We start from the raw sequence: 17,372 nt of genomic DNA, 5'->3' as shown, positions 1-17,372 counted from the left end.
CGCTTTTTTATTCTTCCATACACGTTGAGTTGACCCAAGCATGAATACCAATGACTCTTCTTTCTTTTCCCGTCAGACAACCACTACATCGGACAATCCCCTGAAACCTGATGGACGTTTTGGTCGACTGAGCATGATTGGTTGGTATGGCTTTCTCAATATCATCAGCTTTTTTGCCATAATCGCTTTAAGCCTTGCCGTGGGTATTTTCAACATCAATACCATGGCGTTAAATGAGCAATTTGTTGGCATATTCACCGGGGTATCTGGCCTCGCCTATTTAGCGATTATGATTCTTTACATTTATTTTTATTGTGTCTTTGTCGTGCGTCGGCTGCATGACCTCAATAAAGCCGGTTGGTTGCTACTATTATTATTTATCCCCGTGATTAATCTGTTCTTTATCCTATATTTATTATTAGCCTCAGGTACACCGACCGTAAATCAATACGGCGCGCCACGCCCTACTGCAGTTTGGGAAAAAATTCTGGCATGGTTGATGATTTTAATCAGTGTCTTGTCGCTCTTGGCTACAGGTAGCATCACCTCGTATATGATGGGTAGCGGTGAAATTGAATCGCCGACAGAAATCATTCAACAAGGCACTGAATATTTCTAAGCGACTGACCGAATCTGAGCCTGTCTGAATTTTGATACATCTGTTCGCAAGCCTGTAAATGAGGGTTATTTTCGCCACTAATTTCAGGCAAAATAGCGAAAAACCGGAACATTTGGAAAACTCGTGGCTGAAAAAGAAAATGCCTTGAGTGATGTCACTCAAGGCACGACTCAACTTTTGCAAGAGGCAACAGAAAAAACCGCACAAACTGTGCTGGAACATACCTCTAAATATAATGACGCATACTCAACGATCGATAAATTTGTCGATGGATTTTGGGAACGCCTGCCTTATATTTGTATCGCATTAATTGTTTTTACGATCTTCTATCTACTGTCTAAACTCTTTAGATTCTTTGTTCGTAAAGCGCTCACTGACCGTTCTTACTCAAAACAAAATCTAGTTTTGGTACTGAACCGTGTGGGTAGCTCAGCCATTATGTTCTTCGGTTTCCTAATTGCAATGGTCATTGCGATTCCTGGGTTCACACCGGGTCAGCTCATGAGTGCATTGGGGATTGGTTCGGTTGCAATCGGTTTCGCGTTTAAAGATATTTTCCAGAACTTACTGTCGGGTATTTTGATTCTCCTCGGTGAACCGTTTAAAATCGGTGACGACATTATTGTGTCAGGCATGGAAGGTACGGTTGAAGATATTCAGATCCGTGCAACCTTCCTACGTTCTCCAGATGGTCGTCGTATCGTGATTCCAAACGCGACTGTTTACACTAGTGCTGTAACGGTGAATACCGCTTATCAACGTCGTCGTTGTGAATTTGTTGTTGGTATTGGTTATGAAGATGACATTCAGAAAGCTAAAAATATTGTTTTGGCTATTTTGGACAAAGACCCAACCATCTTGAGCCAACCTGCGTTTACCGTAAACGTAAATGCTTTGGCTGATTTCTCAGTCAATCTGAATGTCCGTTGGTGGGTAGATACCACTGAAACCACCACTGCGAACTCAATCAGTGAAGTGCAAGAACACGTTATCCAAGCATTTAATCAAAATGGTATTTCAATTCCGTACCCTGTACAGGAAGTGAAAGTTTACCGTGGTGATCAAGCTGAGACAGAAGCGTCAACAGCTAAATAATCGCCCTAAAACGTACGGAATCACAGTTTCTGTCCGGATAATTCGGTTGCCTAAGCTGACTGCTTGGCAACCGTTTTTTATGAGCAAATCGACCTCATAAGGGATAAATCCACCTTCAGGTCCAATGATGATCGTACATCCATGTTGAATCCCTGCAGGCATCACATCTTCGACATAAGGGTGCGCCACATAAGCCGGATAGTCCGAGGAGATCATGCTCGGTAAAACATCCTCTATAAAGGGTTTAAAGCGTTTATACAATTCAATTTTGGGCGCAATGGTGTCACCTGCCTGCTCCAAACCCAACGTCACATAGTGATCGAGCTGCTGTAAAAATGGTGTCTGCCAATAGCTTTTATCCACGCGATAACTGTGCAGCAAAATGATTTTTTCTACACCTAAGGTGACGGCATCCATGATCAGACGGCGCAACACTTTCGGACGAGGCATTGCCACAATTAAAGTCACCGGATGCTTTGCAGGTACTTCTTCTTCTTGTAAGGGTTTAAGTTGAATGCGCTCATCACTGATACTGATGATTTGGGTTAAATAACGCTTTCCTTCCCGAATCCCGACTTTGAGTGTATCGCCCACTTGAATATCCACATGCGTGGTTAAATGCTCAATTTGACGTTTGGCGCTAATACTCCAAAGTTCAGATTCAGTTTGACGAGGATCAAGCAAGACGATGTTCATAAATAACCATATCAATTCACGCAAAGCATATGTCATTGAGGGCAGGCGACATGGATGTCGCCTGTGCGCTGAGGTACAGGAAGTACCTTCAGCGTACAGAGGATTTTTGCTACTTTTAATCCTTTAAAAGTAGATTATGCCTACGAATAGGATGTTCAACGATCACCATAAAATAAGGCCGTGATAAAACTTGCCTAATAAAAATTAATGTATCGCAAAATTAAAACTTAAAGGTACTGATCAATCACCTGAATATGCTTTTGCAGCGACCCGGTATTCTTTTGCATAATCAGCTGAGCTGCATCATTTAAAGCCTGCGCTTTCGCAGTATTTTGAATGATGTCAACCAATGCACAGGCCGCCTGCTCAAAATCCTGCACAACCACAACCGCATGGGCCGCTAAAAATTCATCCACAATGGTTTGAAAATTAAAATAATGCTGACCTAATACTGTCGGGACATGCAGCGCGATAGGCTCCAAAATATTATGTCCACCGCCCGGTTCATTTAAAGACCCGCCGACAAAGCACGCCTGACTCAGTGCCAGCCAAAGCCATAATTCACCCATACTATCTGCCAAATACACTTGCGTTTCAGGCTGAATCGTTTGCTTTAAACTGCGGCGCTGTGTGCGTAAATTCAGTTTCTGCGCTTCTACAAAAACTTCATCAAAGCGTTCAGGATGACGTGGTACGACGATACATAACAGCTCAGGCTGTTGTTGCAAAATCGGCTGCAGCGCTGCGAGTAGTTTTTGTTCCTCGGGCGCATGCGTACTGGCAATGGTGATGATTTTACGATCTTGCAAAGCCCAATCTTCACGCAACTGCGCTGCTTGTTGCACAAAGCTATCAGGCGCATGAATATCAAACTTGATACTACCGACGACTTGACTGGTATGCGGGTTTGCACCCAACTCAATAAATCGCGTTAAAGTTGCCTGATCTTGCGCCAATAATTGTTTCAAACTCTTTAGCATCGGCTGCGTCAAACTCGGGACTTTGCTATAACCCTTCGCCGATTTTTCAGATAATCTGGCATTAATCAATAAACACGGAACATTGGCCTGATCGGCTTCAATCATCAAATTTGGCCAGAGTTCAGTTTCGACCAGAGCCAACATTTTCGGTTGATATTTTTCGATAAAACGACGGACTAATTTTTTTTGATCTGCCGGCAAATATACAGCCTGAAACAGCGATTCATACGGTGCTTTTAAAAATAATTGTTTCGCACGCGCTTGTCCGGTTTTGGTGGTATTGGTGACTAAGACCGAATGGCCTGCTTTGAGATAATGTTCAATCAGCGGCTGTGCAGCGTTGGTTTCTCCTACGGAAACCACATGAAACCAAATTGCATTGCGGTTTTTAACCGGCTGAAATGGCCCAAAGCGCTCAAGACACTCTTGCTGATATAGTTGGAGATCTTCAGCACGTTTTTTGATGCGCCATTGATATAGCGGCTTAATCAGTGCCAAAGCTGCGTTATACCAAAAAGGAGTAGTCAAATTATTACGCTCAAAAACGGTTTGAATCGGCAGAATATATCAGAGCATTATCCACATGTTAATGGATAATGCGTATTCAAGTGTCGATTAATAGGTTGAACGACCTGAACCAAATTTATTTTTCATGCTTGGATAATCAATATAGCCTTCGGCAACATCTGTTCCAATCATGTTTTCCAACTGCAATTCATTCAATGCAGCATTCGCTAGCAAACGTTCAAACAAATCTGGATTGGCAATATAGGCTTTACCAAAAGACACCGCATCGGCTTTACCTGAGGCTAATAAATCTACAGCATCTTCACGGCTTAAACGCATATTGGCAATATATGGCACACCATTTGAGCGCTGTTTCAGATAATCACTGATACTGTCATCCGCTAGATATTCACGGGTAAAGAAAAATGCAATCTTACTCTGCCCCAACTGCTCTAAAGCATAGCCAAAGGTTTCACGTGGATCATGATCGCCCATGTCATGTTCATCACCACGCGGCGCAAGATGCACACCTACACGACCTGCCCCCCACACTTCAATCAGCGCATCCACCACTTCGAGCAATAAACGTGCGCGGTTTTCGACAGAACCACCATACTCATCTTCACGTAAATTGGTTTTGCTTTGTAGGAATTGATCGATCAAATAACCATTGGCCGCATGCAATTCCACACCATCAAACCCCGCTTCTTTGGCTTTGATCGCAGACTGTTTGTATTGTTCTACAATGCTTTTGATCTCTGCAATCTCTAATGGACGTGGCACGACATATTCGCGTTTTGGGCGAAGCAGACTGACATAACCCGCCTGTTGTACCGCACTGGCAGAAACTGGTGTATCACCATTCAAAAGATCGGGATGTGAGACACGTCCGACATGCCACAATTGTGCCACAATTAAACCTTGCTGTTCATGTACGGCTTGGGTCACCAATTTCCAGCCCTGAACTTGAGCATCGGTAAATAAACCCGGCGTCTGCAAATAGCCATTAGCTGCTTCTGAAATGACTGTTGCTTCTGAAATGATTAATCCAGCACTTGCGCGCTGTGCATAATATTCAGCCATCATCGGCGTTGGAACACGGTCAATGGTTGCACGACTACGGGTTAGTGGCGCCATTACAACGCGATTTTTGAGGTGTAAATCACCCAAAATGAGAGGAGTATTAAGTTCAGCCATATATGTCTCGCCTGACACTTCAAATGCGAAAAAAGATTTAAAGTGAGTTTTGCAGATAATCGATATATTGCTGAATGAGTTCTTCATTGCGTGAGAAATACGACCATTGACCATATTTCTCGGCTTGAATTAAGCCCGCCTGTTGTAACACAGACAAATGATTAGACATCGTAGACTGCGAAACATTACCGAGTTTTTCGATATTGCCGGCGCATACACCACGATTAAAGCCGCCGCATTGTTCTTCTGACAAAAACTGTTCTGGTGTTTTCAACCATTCCAAGATTTGACGTCGAGTCGGATTGGCAAGTGCTTTAAAAATTAAATCAATATCCATAATTTAAACGGGTTTAATTAAATAAAAATTTGGACAACAAAGTTCTATTCAGCATCTTGAACACACTATATCGTATTTTTTCGATTTTTATAGATATATTAATCAAAAACCGATAGAACTTTGTTTTCTATATAAATTTAAATTACAAACCTTGTTTAAGGCTGGCTTCAATAAACTTATCTAAATCGCCATCAAGCACTGCACCGGTGTTTGAACTTTCTACACTAGTACGTAAGTCTTTAATACGCGAGTCATCTAAAACGTATGAACGAATTTGACTGCCCCAACCGATATCTGACTTGGTGTCTTCCAACGCTTGTGCCGCATCATTACGTTTTTGCATTTCAAGTTCGTACAATTTTGCACGTAACTGTTTCCATGCATGGTCACGGTTGGCGTGTTGTGAACGTTGGTTCTGACATGCCACCACAATCCCTGTTGGAGCGTGAGTTAAACGTACCGCAGAGTCTGTTTTGTTAATGTGCTGACCACCCGCACCAGATGCACGATAGGTATCAGTACGTACATCAGCTGGATTGATTTCAATTTCAATATTGTCATCAATTTCAGGCGATACAAAAACCGCTGAGAATGAAGTATGGCGACGATTACCTGAGTCAAAAGGTGACTTACGGACTAAACGGTGTACGCCAGATTCTGTACGTAACCAACCATATGCATACTCACCTTCTACACGGATCGTTGCAGACTTGATCCCTGCCACATCACCATCAGACTCTTCCATCACTTCTGCTTTAAAGCCATGACGTTCAATCCAACGTAGATACATACGTAGTAACATCGATGCCCAGTCCTGTGCTTCAGTACCACCTGAACCTGCTTGAATTTCGACATAGCATGGGTTCGGGTCCATCGGATTACTGAACATACGACGGAATTCTAATTTCGCAAGTTCTGCTTCCGCTGAAGTTAACTCTGCTTGCACATCCGCAAGTAAACTTTCTTCTTCTGCTTCAACCGCAAGATCCAGCATCGCTTGGGCATCTTCTAGCTGAGTTGAAAGCCCTTCGAGCACGTTAATGACGTTTTCGAGTTCACCTTTTTCTTTTGCCATTGCTTGTGCACGGCTTTGATCATTCCAAATTGCTGGGTCTTCCAGCTCACGTAGAACCTCTTCTAAACGCTCTTTTTTCAGATCGTAGTCAAAGATACCCCCGTAATGTTTGACCACGGTCGTTTAAGTCTTTTAGCTGTAATAGATACGGATTAATTTCCACGTGAATTACTCTCAATCAAAAAATTTGGCTTAAATAGCCGCCTATTATATCACAGAGAATTTGCACAGATTCAGCCAGATTGATCATCCAAATCATTGACTTCAATGCACATAATATGAACAATACGCTCGCGTTACTATTTATTACATTTTATTTACAACAATAATGTTTCGAGGGTTTTATGAAAAAGACATTACTTGCACTAGGATTAGCTGTTATCACTTCATCAACTTTTGCTTATGATGGTCAAGTTGATGGCGGTTTTACTTATACAGATTGGGACAATGACATCGTAGATTCAAACGGATTGTTCAACTTACAAGGCACGTTATATTTAGACTCAGTAAACCCTAAAAATGGCCCATTAAACGAAGCTGCATTTTTAGGCCATAACAGCAATATTTATGCTAAATATAGCTATCAATATTTAGATACAAAAACAGTTGATGTATCCGATTATTTTCCTGTTTCAGGTCCGCTTGCAGGCAAAGCAGAATATGACAGCCACCATATTTCATTAGGTGCTGAATACTTCTTTGAACAATTCTACTTTAATGGTGAATTAGGCTACAAAGAAGAAAAAGCTGAAGTAAAAGTTGCTGGTATTTCAGCAAGCGAGGACTATGATTCAACAACATACCGCGCATTAGTAGGTTATTTACCTGTCTCTAACCTTTTACTTGCTGTTGGTATTGATGGCTATCAAGGCGACAACGATGAAGACGAAGACAACCGTTTTGCTGTCAAAGCAAAATATGTTGCGCCTTTGAACAATGGTCAATACATCAACCTGGAAGCAGATGGTGCTTTTGGTGATTTAGATTCTGTTACGATTGGTGCAGACTACTACTTCGACCAAGCTTTTAGCATTGGTGCGTCTTACAACATCGAAGATGATGGTGATGAAGACACGGATTACTTCGCTATCCGTTCAAAATACTTCCTTAACCCGAACCTAGCAATCGGTGGTCAAGTTGGTTTTGGTGATGACGTTCAAGCGTTCAACATCAATGCAACTTTACGTTTCTAATTTCGTTTGAATTAGAAATTTGCATAAAAAAGCACCTCTATTTTGCGGTGCTTTTTTCTTTTCGATGTAATATTTACTTTAAAAAAAGTCGAGTTGTTGACCAAACAACCCACAAATTCATATTATCTACACAGTTTTAATAAAACAAAACATTAATAATAATTACATATTTTTCAACACCTTAAATTATTAAAATTACATAAAATTACCGAATACACAGTTCTGCAACTTTGCAGCGATTGACCATCTTTAAAAATTCTCTAGACTAAAACTTGTAACAAAAAATGTATTAAATTTAGCCAAACAATTTAGAGGGGTAGTTTCCATGAAAAAACTCGCAATTGCTTCAGCACTTCTTTCTGCACTTGCTATTACAGGTACAGCTCATGCTTATCAAGCAGAAGTAGGCGCTTCAGCTGGTTACATCGACCCAGATAATGGAAGCTCTGGCAGTGAATTTGGTGTAAACGGTACTTATTACTTCAACCCTGTTCAAACGCGTAACGCTCCTCTTGCAGAAGCTGCATTCTTAAACCGTGCAAGTAACGTAAATGCACATGCAACTTTCGCTGACCGTGGCGATGTTGACGACAATACTTATGGCGTTGGTATCGAATACTTTGTACCAAACTCAGATTTCTATGTATCTGGTGATGTAAGCCGTAATAATGTCGAAGTTGACACTCCATTCGGCACAGTAGACAACGATACAACTTACTACGGCGCTGAAGTCGGTTATCTTCCTGCACCAGGCTTCTTAGTTGCAGCTGGTGTGAAAGGTTGGGATAACGATGAAGATGATGGCGTAGATCCAACTTTACGTGCTAAATACGTAACAACTTTAAGCAATGGTAAAGACATCAACCTTGAAGCGGGTGCAGCATTCGGTGATCTAGATGAATTCAATCTAGCAGCGGATTACTTCATCGACAAAACATTCAGTGTTGGTGCTGACTACTACAACAACGATGTCACTGATCGTAACGAAGTAGGGATCAATGCACGTAAATTCTTCAACCAACAAGTAAGCCTTGAAGGTCGTGTTGGTTTCGGTGAAGTTGGCAACAATGACTACAATTCATTTGGTGTAGCAGCGAAATACCGCTTCTAATCCATTGAAGTCAAAACCATAAAAAAACCGCTCTTCTGAGCGGCTTTTTTATTTGCCTGTAAAAATAGAATTTATTGAGCCAAGTGTAGAACTCTCAATTGAACACTGACATTTCCTCTAAATTCATTTTTATCGAGTTCGTAGACCAAGCGGATTTTATCTTGCATAGGATTAAATTCATATTTTTCTGCCGCATTAAATGCAATTGCGTCCACCATTAAGCCATTATCTAAAGCAAGTTTTAATTTCAGATGCACATCTTTCAACCAACGATAATCTAAAACTTTAAATAGGCCTTCATAGACCGGTGCAGGGAATTTTTGTCCCCATGGACTTAAATTTTGCAAAAGATCGACGGTTTCGACATTAATGGCCGAATCAGGCAATTCGCCATCTGTCCAAATAGTGGCCTGAAATAAATTTTCATCTTGCGCAGCGATGAGTGCTTCAAAAGCGGTTTTAAATTCAGAAAAATGCTGCTTTTGAATGGTTAGTCCTGCCGCGGCAGCATGTCCACCAAAATGACTGACCAAATGCGGATGTAATTCAGCAATACGCTCAATACTGTCTCGAATATGAATACCTTCGATAGAACGCGCAGAACCTTTAATATGTACGCCATCCTCATCTGCGGCAAAGACGATTGCAGGTCTATGAAATTGTTCTTTCAAACGCCCTGCAACAATCCCAATCACCCCTTGATGCCAATGCTGTTCAAACATGATCAAGGCTACAGGTAAGTTATCCTGATCAAGCTGAATATGTTCTAACTCAGCCAGAGCTTCCTGTTTAATCTGCCCTTCGACTTGGCGTCTTTCAATATTGAGTTGATTCAACTGCTGCGCAATCGGATAAGCCGTACTTAAATCTGCCGCAATCAGACACTCAATCCCAATATCCATAGTCTCCATACGCCCAGCTGCATTGAGTCGTGGGCCGACCACAAAGCCCAAGTCCTGTGCTTTTAACTGTGCAGGATCACGACCGGCAATATCCAATAATGCACTGATCCCTGGACGACATAATCCTTGCTGTATCCGCTTCAAACCAGCATCGATCAAAATCCGATTATTCAGATCTAGACTTGCAACATCGGCATAAGTGCCTAAGGCCACCAAGTCCAAATATTGGCTGAGGTTGGCTGTGGATTTAGCATTTTTTTTGCGCATACTGGCCAAATTTGCCAACACATAAAATGCGACACCCACACCAACCAAGGCTTTACTTGGAAACTCACATCCCAACTGATTGGGGTTTACCACTGCTTCTGCTTGTGGTGTTTCCTTTGTGGTCAGGTGATGGTCGGTAATGATCACCTGCATACCATGTGCCTGTGCCTGCGCTACACCAGCATGGCTCGAAATACCATTATCGACCGTAATCAGCACATCTGGTGTAAAGCTCACGAAGGCCAAATCAGCAATGGCGGGTGTCAGGCCATAACCATACTTAAAACGATCTGGAACCAGATATTCAACATCCGCGCCCATGTCACGCAGTGCCAAGACCATCAATGCAGTACTGGTTGCACCATCGGCATCATAATCACCAACAATGACGATTTTCTTTTGAGTATCAATTGCTTGATCGATTATTTCAATCGCTTGCTCTAAACCCTTTAAGTTTGGCGCATGTAAGTGCTTAAGCTTCAATTCCAGCTCTTGTGCGGAAGAAACCCCGCGACGTGCCAATAAATCAGCAATAAACGGGGCAACGCCCTGAATATCTTCAGGGCGCGTCAAATGGGGTCTTTGTTGAATTAAAAGTTTAGACATTTATGGCATCAGTCGCTGTAAAACCCATTGACCATCCTGTAGTTTATAACTCAAGCGGTCATGTAAACGATTCGGACGGCCTTGCCAAAATTCATAATAATCCGGAACTAAACGATAGCCACCCCAAAACTCAGGTTTCGCCAATACGTCTTTGCTTTCCACTTGATCATGCAAATTTTGGAATCGCTGTTGTAATTCTTCACGACTGGCGATAACACCACTTTGTGGAGTGCTAATGTGTGCTGCGATTTGGCTGTCACGCGGTCGTTTATGGTAATAATCCGTCGATTCTTCAAGAGAAATCTTTTCCACATGACCACTGACCCGAATTTGACGTTCCTGCTCTTGCCAATAAAACAATAATTCTGCATAAGGATTATCGAGCAGATCATTGCCTTTTTGACTGTCATAGTTGGTGTAGAAGTCATAACCTGCATGGGTCGCACCGCGCAACAAGACCGTCCGCACGTGCGGACGACCTTGGGCATTTGCCGTCGCCAAAGACATAGCATAGGGTTCATGCAATTGTGCTTCTAAGGCATGGTTAAACCATAATAAAAACTGCTCATGTGGATCACGGTTCACCTGATCTTCATGCAACTCACCTTTTTGATAAGTTAAACGCAGTTCACTTAAGTCCTTAATCACATCATTCATGCAATTTCCCCTCTTGATTTAAGCTGCATTGGCACGAACAGCATCGGCCAAATGATTTGCCAATGCGGTGACTTCTTCAAGGTCATTACCTTCAACCATGACACGAATGACCGGCTCTGTGCCTGATTTACGAATCAAGATGCGACCACGCCCTTTAAGCTGAGCTTCAGCTTTTTCAAACTCGCTCACCAGTGCAGGTACGGCGTAGGGATCAAACATCGCAGCCAAGCGAACATTCACCAAGACATTTGGTAATAACTCAAACCCTTCCACCAATTCATGCAAAGCTTTACCTTGCTCAACCATCACAGTTAACACCTGAAGTGAAGCAATGATCGCATCACCTGTGGTGCTCTTGTCCAAAGTCAAGATATGACCTGATGGTTCACCTCCCGTTACCCAGCCCTTTTCTTCTAGGCCTTGTAGAACATAGCGGTCACCAACTTTGGCACGAAGCAACGGCACTTTGGCTTGATCTAAAGCAATTTCAAGTGCCATATTACTCATCACAGTACCCACGATACCCGCAGGCTTTTGACTCGCTTGAGTGGCTAAAATATAGAGAATATGGTCACCAGTAATTTGCTGACCGTTTTTATCGACCATAATCACGCGGTCAGCATCACCGTCAAAGGCAATCCCTAAATCCGCCTGATGTTCCACAACTGCTTTTTGTAAAAACTCAGGATGCGTCGAACCACAGTCTTTATTGATGTTTAAACCATCTGGTTCGTTAAACAGCGCAATCACTTTTGCACCCAGTTCACGATACACCGAAGGGCCGACGCTATAGGCTGCACCATTGGCACAGTCCACCACAATTTTTAAGCCTGTCAGGTCAAAATGGTACGGGAAGGTTGATTTACAAAACTCGATATAACGACCATTGGCATCTTTTACACGCACACTTTTACCTAAGTTTGCAGGGTCTTCGATCACCAAGTCATTTTCAAGTTCTTTGTTAATGGCTTCTTGAATTTCATCCGGCAATTTTTTACCTTCGCTCGAGAAGAACTTAATGCCGTTGTCAAAATAAGGGTTATGCGACGCCGAGATCACGATGCCTAAGCTGGCATGTAATGCACGGGTTAAATGGGCAATTGCGGGTGTAGGTAATGGACCCAACAAATGAACATAAACACCTGCTGCGTTTAAACCAGCTTGTAATGCTGACTCTAAAATATAGCCCGATAATCGGGTATCTTTACCTAGTACAACGATGGGCTTTGCTTTTTTACTGTATTGTTTTAATACTTTACCTGCGGCAAATCCTAGTTTTAATGCAAATTCAGGGGTAATAGGCAATTCACCGAATTTGCCACGAATGCCATCTGTACCAAAATAACTCATGTTGTACTCACTTCTTAATGGTGATCTTAATCATCACTTTTTACTGCAAATACTTTACACCAAAAACAAAAAGGCCGTCATATTAATGACGGCCTTTTCGGCTAAAAGCTACTAAATATCAACCAACACGGTAGTTTGGTGCTTCTTTAGTAATAGTCACGTCATGTACGTGAGATTCAGACATACCTGCCGCAGTAATTTTGACAAACTGTGCATTTTTACGTAAGTCATCGATCACCGCAGAACCGGTATACCCCATAGATGAACGTAAACCACCCATCATTTGATGAACGATGTTACCCATTGGGCCTTTGTAAGGTACGCGACCTTCAATACCTTCTGGTACAAGTTTTTCAGCGCCTGCTTTTGAGTCTTGGAAATAACGGTCAGCAGAACCTGTTGCACCTGCCATCGCACCCAATGAACCCATACCACGATAGGCTTTGTAGTAACGACCTTGGAAGAATTCAACTTCGCCCGGTGCTTCTTCTGTACCAGCCATTAATGAACCTACCATGATGGTACTCGCGCCTGCACCAATCGCTTTTGCCATATCACCAGAGAAACGGATACCACCGTCTGCGATCAATGGAATTTGATCTTTTAGTGCATTGGCAACGCTGTCAATCGCAGAGATTTGCGGCATACCAATACCAGCCACAATACGTGTAGTACAGATTGAACCTGGGCCAATACCCACTTTCACTGCATCTGCACCAGCATCTAATAATGCAAGAGCTGCATCACCAGTCGCGATGTTACCGCCAATCACTTGAACTTGTGGATAGTTGGCTTTTACCCAACGTACACGTTCAATTACACCTGCAGAGTGACCATGTGCTGTATCAACAACAATCGCATCAACACCTGCTTCCACCAATGCTTCTACACGGCTTGGTGTTTCTGCACCTGTACCTACTGCAGCGCCAACGCGTAAACGACCTAAGTCATCTTTGCAGCTGTTTGGATAGTTTTCAGCTTTACGGAAATCAGTAACCGTGATTAAACCTTTCAGTTCGTTGTTGTCATTTACAACAAGGACTTTTTCAATACGGTGTTTTTGAAGTAATGCTTGGATGTTTTCTTTTGATTCGTTTTCACGAACAGTCACCAAACGATCATGGCCTGTCATGATGTTACTAACAGGTTGCTCAAGATTGGTTTCAAAACGAGTGTCACGACCAGTAACAATACCCACCACTTGACCGTCTTTCACCACTGGTACACCGCTGATGTTATTTGCTTGAGTTAAAGCAATCAGCTCACGTACAGTCGTTTCTGGTGTAACGGTAATTGGGTCTTTCACCATACCTGCTTCAAATTTTTTCACGCGGCGAACTTCTGCAGCTTGTGCAGCAATATCCATGTTTTTATGCAGGATACCGATACCACCGTTTTGCGCCATTGCAATCGCCATACGTGATTCAGTCACAGTATCCATCGCAGCAGAAACAAGTGGAATATTCAAATTGATGCCACGTGTGAAACGTGTCTTAAGAGAGACATCTTTTGGGAGAACAGTAGAATAGGCAGGGAGTAATAAGACATCATCAAAGGTTAGGGCTTCTTGAACGATGGTCAACATAACAGTCTCGCTGGTAATTTCCGTGAGCCATTATATACAAATTTCCGTTCAATTTTCATTTTAATTGCGGCAATTCTTTACGGAGTTTTCAATATTTACCATCGAATATGCTGTTTTCAGCAAGAATACTCTGGGGGTTGGTCAGCATCCAGTGCAATACAGGCAGAATCCGAAGACTCTACCTCTTAGATTTCAATAAATTTATTCTGGAAATAAAGCCTTAACTGACTTGATCGAAATCTTCGTCATTTTCAGCATCATGCAGTGGAATACTGATCAATGGAATCATTTGATGCGCGATGCGTGCTTTATTACATTGCTCATCGGCGATTTGAACTTCTTTACAAGATGAACTACGTGCCTCATACATGTTACAACTCACCTGTTTGCCTACTTCTCCACCTAAAGCAATACAACGTGGATTTGCCTGATTCGTACCCACCATACATGAATACACCGATGTCACAGGTTCCGTATAATGTTCAGGCATATTTAGCCCTTCTGCCCAATAAAAAGAAACGCGATAGTGGGCACAACATGCTCCACACCTTAAACATGCATCCTGAGTCGGTATTTGAGACAACATTTTTATCTATTCTCGTCATCTAAAAGCTTATTTTATGGACGAAAAATATTAAAAAATGTTATCTGGAAACTCAATTATTTTTTGAAATTTTCAAGTCATTATACTGGGCAAGTAAAAACTGTCTCATCCATTAAATCGACACCACATTGTAAGGTTTCGATCCAATCTAAGAATTGATTGATCTGTTCTTTACCAATAAATGGCGTGCCGTGCTGCGGTACGATCATTTCCACATCCATCGTCCGTACCATGTTGACCCACAGACGGATCACTTTGTTTGAACACATATAGCGCTGATGAAAGCCTTTCATTTTAGGAATATGAGCGGCAAAATTTTCTAAAGGTTTAGAGGCATCATCCACCATAGATGCGCCCATATCCCCTGAGAATAAAATTTTGGCAATCGGGTCATAAAATTGGAAGTTACCAACTGAATGTAGGAAGTGTGAAGGAACAGCTACCAAATGGCTGTTGCCTAATGGAATCACCTGCCCATGATCTGGCAGTTCGATCAGACGATCTAGCCAGTTGCCTTTCATGCGGTCACTCATAAATGCAGAGTTTAAATGCGGTAAGAAACGCGCCCACAGTTTAGATGCCACCACCTTGGCGTCGGTATAAACCAACCAACGCGGCATCGAGGTAATAATGTCTGGGTCCTGATGCGAGGCCATCACATAGTCAAGATTGGTCAAACGGGTATATTTATTCAGTTCCATAGTCAGTGGGACATAGGTCAAGTCACCACCCGGATCGAGCACCGCTGCGCGCTCATTATCCAAAATCAGGAACTGGTTCGCCTGTACGCCCTCGCCTTTTACCAAGCTGGTAAAGCTAATACATTTATGCTTTCCATCATCATAAAGTACCTGTGATGTTGTGCGTTCGAAAGCCATTCCCATTCCCCAAATTTTTTATCAAAAAAAATATATTCTATAGGTGAATAACATATATTTATTTAGGGAAACTTACAATAAATATTCAGTCAATATTATCTGAAATATCAGTGAATTGGGTCTCATTTATTGGCAAAGAATCCTGAGTTTTTAACTCAGGATTTCATGTATTTTTAATATGGTGAGATCATTATTTAAAATAAATAGTGTTGTGCCAACGCAGCCAAACCAATCACCAAGAATACCAAGGCGCCAATTTTATGAATCAGTGAAATCGGTAGTTTTTCAGCTAGCTTGTTCCCAATAAATACCGCAGGCGCATTAACCAACATGATGCCTAATGTCGTCCCCAAAGTCACCCAGCCAATACTGTCAAAGCGTGCAGCCAGTGCAACAGTGGCAATTTGGGTTTTATCTCCAATTTCAGCCAAGAAGAACAAAACGAAAGTGGCGCCGAAAACCCCATATTTTTGCCACTTATTGATACTTTCAGATTCATCATCCAATTGATCGGGGATCAACATCCACACCGCCATAGCAATAAAGCCCAGAGAAACGATCCACAATAAAACGGTTGGACTTAAAACAGTGGTAATCCATTGACCCAGCACAGCAGAAACCCCGTGGTTCACCACAGTCGCGAGGAAAATTGCAATTAAGATCGGAACGGGTTTACGAAAACGTGCAGCAAGCAGTAAGGCAAGTAATTGTGTTTTATCGCCCATTTCTGACAGGGCAACAACAGCAAGGGAAATGAAGAAAGCGGTTAACATGGTGCATTTCTCTGGCTAGCAATAACATATACCGATGACTTATCCCTCCTGCTAGCCAATGTGCAGAGTGATAAATCAAAGGTCTTGCCAACAAAAGAAAGCTACGAAGAGCTCATTTGGTTCTTTGCTATGATGACCATGCTCGTTTTAGAGCAAATATGTTGACCATCACCTTTTTACTTTGCGTAAAAAGCGGCTACTCCCCAATGAAGTAATGCTATTCTAGCGAGGAATGCATGTTTTCGCAATTTTAATTTTCGATGACTCAATTTGATATGCAAAACAATAATCAAAAATTTCAAGAATTTATTCAACACTATATGCATGTGCAGGATGTATTAATCATTGCAGGCGGCCCGTCTCAGCTCAGTTTTGACTTAACCACCATTCAGCCCTCAAAAAAGCTGCTAATCATTTGCTGTAATCAAAGTTTTCTTCAACTTCCTCAGGCTCAAATTGCCCATCATTCAGATTATGCGTGGTGGTTACACTATCAACCCATGCTCAAAGCCTGCTTTCAAGGTGACATCATTAGCGGATGTGGTTTAGGTCACAACCGTCCATATCCTGAACATGAAGTGATTAACTTCAAAACCGTGCGCATCGATACGCAAGCGGAGTTATTTCATTCACCGTACTTTGTGTATGGTAATAATTGCGGCCTTCAAGCCTATTCACTCGCACATCTCTTTCAACCGCAGCGTATTTGGCTGATGGACTATGACTTCCAGCACCAACAGGGCCAAACACATGCGTATCAACATGTACAAGAACTGGGGCATTATGAAAAGTTTTAGGGCTTATTTTTAAAAGACTTCCAACGCTTTGAACATTTACGACATAAGCTTTGGTCGACGGCGCACCCACATCGTACGCTTCCACTCACTTATAACCTCAATGCAAACTCAGCATTAAAGCTCTACCCTTCACCCATTGAACT

General features: G+C 42.2%; 17 protein-coding genes and 1 riboswitch. Of the genes, 5 read left to right on the top strand and 12 right to left on the bottom strand.

Translation table 11 applies throughout. The features are described 5' to 3' along the window. Window positions 1-40 precede the first annotated feature (40 nt). The gene (locus tag FTU02_RS07205; RefSeq protein WP_180156503.1) at window positions 41-619 is read left to right on the top strand and encodes a DUF805 domain-containing protein; all 579 of its coding nucleotides are present in this window, start codon (window positions 41-43) and stop codon (window positions 617-619) included. Between the two features lie 123 nt (window positions 620-742). Beyond that, entirely contained in the window at window positions 743-1,714 is a 972-nt protein-coding gene (locus tag FTU02_RS07200; protein ID WP_078193200.1) for a mechanosensitive ion channel family protein, read from the top strand. On the opposite strand, the gene FTU02_RS07195 is transcribed toward FTU02_RS07200, so the two are convergent. The 5 genes from FTU02_RS07195 to prfB form a co-directional block, all read right to left on the bottom strand. Continuing rightward, window positions 1,700-2,410: a 16S rRNA (uracil(1498)-N(3))-methyltransferase gene (locus FTU02_RS07195; RefSeq protein WP_180156501.1), complete on the bottom strand. Its 711-nt coding sequence runs from the start codon at window positions 2,408-2,410 to the stop codon at window positions 1,700-1,702. The genes FTU02_RS07200 and FTU02_RS07195 overlap by 15 nt on opposite strands. A 227-nt stretch (window positions 2,411-2,637) precedes the next feature. Beyond that, entirely contained in the window at window positions 2,638-3,918 is a 1,281-nt protein-coding gene (locus FTU02_RS07190) for a 3-deoxy-D-manno-octulosonic acid transferase (protein ID WP_180156499.1), read from the bottom strand. An 87-nt stretch (window positions 3,919-4,005) separates the two neighbouring features. Then, window positions 4,006-5,094: an alkene reductase gene (locus FTU02_RS07185; protein WP_180156497.1), complete on the bottom strand. Its 1,089-nt coding sequence runs from the start codon at window positions 5,092-5,094 to the stop codon at window positions 4,006-4,008. A gap of 37 nt (window positions 5,095-5,131) precedes the next feature. Further along, on the bottom strand, window positions 5,132-5,431 hold the full coding sequence (locus tag FTU02_RS07180; protein ID WP_078190555.1) for a helix-turn-helix transcriptional regulator: 300 nt from the start codon (window positions 5,429-5,431) through the stop codon (window positions 5,132-5,134). 142 nt (window positions 5,432-5,573) lie between these two features. Continuing rightward, window positions 5,574-6,669, bottom strand: a protein-coding gene (gene prfB / locus FTU02_RS07175) for a peptide chain release factor 2 (protein WP_111884474.1) whose coding sequence is annotated in 2 segments (ribosomal slippage) — window positions 5,574-6,596 and window positions 6,598-6,669 — 1,095 coding nt in all. Because the reading frame shifts where the segments join, the coding sequence is not laid out codon by codon here. Between the two features lie 181 nt (window positions 6,670-6,850). Here prfB and FTU02_RS07170 point away from each other — a divergent pair. Both FTU02_RS07170 and FTU02_RS07165 read left to right on the top strand, forming a co-directional pair. Then, entirely contained in the window at window positions 6,851-7,699 is an 849-nt protein-coding gene (locus FTU02_RS07170; protein ID WP_180116813.1) for a putative porin, read from the top strand. A gap of 325 nt (window positions 7,700-8,024) precedes the next feature. Then, a complete protein-coding gene (locus FTU02_RS07165; protein ID WP_078193204.1) occupies window positions 8,025-8,810 on the top strand; it encodes a putative porin in 786 nt (261 codons plus the stop codon). A 71-nt stretch (window positions 8,811-8,881) separates the two neighbouring features. Here the strand turns inward: FTU02_RS07165 and recJ are convergent, their stop codons facing one another. From recJ to FTU02_RS07130, 7 genes are all read right to left on the bottom strand, one after another. Further along, on the bottom strand, window positions 8,882-10,585 hold the full coding sequence (gene recJ, locus FTU02_RS07160) for a single-stranded-DNA-specific exonuclease RecJ (protein ID WP_180156495.1): 1,704 nt from the start codon (window positions 10,583-10,585) through the stop codon (window positions 8,882-8,884). Further along, window positions 10,586-11,242, bottom strand: coding sequence for a pyridoxamine 5'-phosphate oxidase (pdxH, locus tag FTU02_RS07155; protein ID WP_180156493.1), 657 nt, complete (start codon window positions 11,240-11,242; stop codon window positions 10,586-10,588). 18 nt (window positions 11,243-11,260) lie between these two features. Next, window positions 11,261-12,592 carry a phosphoglucosamine mutase gene (glmM, locus tag FTU02_RS07150; protein WP_111884469.1) on the bottom strand — a complete coding sequence of 444 codons (1,332 nt, stop codon included), beginning with the start codon at window positions 12,590-12,592 and terminating at the stop codon, window positions 11,261-11,263. A gap of 118 nt (window positions 12,593-12,710) precedes the next feature. After that, a complete protein-coding gene (guaB, locus tag FTU02_RS07145; RefSeq protein WP_078190562.1) occupies window positions 12,711-14,177 on the bottom strand; it encodes an IMP dehydrogenase in 1,467 nt (488 codons plus the stop codon). Window positions 14,178-14,397: 220 nt separating this feature from the next. Beyond that, window positions 14,398-14,763, bottom strand: a complete 366-nt coding sequence (locus FTU02_RS07140; RefSeq protein ID WP_180084433.1) for a YkgJ family cysteine cluster protein — start codon at window positions 14,761-14,763, stop codon at window positions 14,398-14,400. A 98-nt stretch (window positions 14,764-14,861) separates the two neighbouring features. Then, window positions 14,862-15,659 carry an MBL fold metallo-hydrolase gene (locus FTU02_RS07135; protein WP_180156491.1) on the bottom strand — a complete coding sequence of 266 codons (798 nt, stop codon included), beginning with the start codon at window positions 15,657-15,659 and terminating at the stop codon, window positions 14,862-14,864. Window positions 15,660-15,853: 194 nt separating this feature from the next. Beyond that, a complete protein-coding gene (locus FTU02_RS07130; protein ID WP_078190565.1) occupies window positions 15,854-16,432 on the bottom strand; it encodes a TMEM165/GDT1 family protein in 579 nt (192 codons plus the stop codon). 74 nt (window positions 16,433-16,506) lie between these two features. Then, window positions 16,507-16,649, bottom strand: a riboswitch (yybP-ykoY riboswitch). Window positions 16,650-16,707: 58 nt separating this feature from the next. On the opposite strand from FTU02_RS07130, the gene FTU02_RS07125 reads away from it, so the two are divergent. After that, complete coding sequence (locus tag FTU02_RS07125; RefSeq protein ID WP_168379405.1) at window positions 16,708-17,229, top strand: hypothetical protein; 522 nt, start codon at window positions 16,708-16,710, stop codon at window positions 17,227-17,229. Window positions 17,230-17,372 lie beyond the last annotated feature (143 nt).

Source organism: Acinetobacter sp. YH12045 (genome assembly GCF_013419925.1).
In the GTDB taxonomy this organism is placed as follows: Bacteria; Pseudomonadota; Gammaproteobacteria; order Pseudomonadales; family Moraxellaceae; genus Acinetobacter; species Acinetobacter amyesii.
This window is presented reverse-complemented; position numbering and strand designations above follow the sequence as displayed.

Bases quoted from the DNA above. Each gene is read 5' to 3' on its own strand.
- pdxH (WP_180156493.1), bottom strand. From the start codon at position 11,242: ATGAATGATGTGATTAAGGACTTAAGTGAACTGCGTTTAACTTATCAA.
- guaB (WP_078190562.1), bottom strand. From the start codon at position 14,177: ATGTTGACCATCGTTCAAGAAGCCCTAACCTTTGATGATGTCTTATTA.
- FTU02_RS07170 (WP_180116813.1), top strand. From the start codon at position 6,851: ATGAAAAAGACATTACTTGCACTAGGATTAGCTGTTATCACTTCATCA.
- FTU02_RS07165 (WP_078193204.1), top strand. From the start codon at position 8,025: ATGAAAAAACTCGCAATTGCTTCAGCACTTCTTTCTGCACTTGCTATT.
- FTU02_RS07180 (WP_078190555.1), bottom strand. From the start codon at position 5,431: ATGGATATTGATTTAATTTTTAAAGCACTTGCCAATCCGACTCGACGT.
- recJ (WP_180156495.1), bottom strand. From the start codon at position 10,585: ATGTCTAAACTTTTAATTCAACAAAGACCCCATTTGACGCGCCCTGAA.
- FTU02_RS07185 (WP_180156497.1), bottom strand. From the start codon at position 5,094: ATGGCTGAACTTAATACTCCTCTCATTTTGGGTGATTTACACCTCAAA.
- FTU02_RS07195 (WP_180156501.1), bottom strand. From the start codon at position 2,410: ATGAACATCGTCTTGCTTGATCCTCGTCAAACTGAATCTGAACTTTGG.
- FTU02_RS07135 (WP_180156491.1), bottom strand. From the start codon at position 15,659: ATGGCTTTCGAACGCACAACATCACAGGTACTTTATGATGATGGAAAG.
- FTU02_RS07205 (WP_180156503.1), top strand. From the start codon at position 41: ATGAATACCAATGACTCTTCTTTCTTTTCCCGTCAGACAACCACTACA.
- FTU02_RS07125 (WP_168379405.1), top strand. From the start codon at position 16,708: ATGCAAAACAATAATCAAAAATTTCAAGAATTTATTCAACACTATATG.
- FTU02_RS07130 (WP_078190565.1), bottom strand. From the start codon at position 16,432: ATGTTAACCGCTTTCTTCATTTCCCTTGCTGTTGTTGCCCTGTCAGAA.
- FTU02_RS07140 (WP_180084433.1), bottom strand. From the start codon at position 14,763: ATGTTGTCTCAAATACCGACTCAGGATGCATGTTTAAGGTGTGGAGCA.
- glmM (WP_111884469.1), bottom strand. From the start codon at position 12,592: ATGAGTTATTTTGGTACAGATGGCATTCGTGGCAAATTCGGTGAATTG.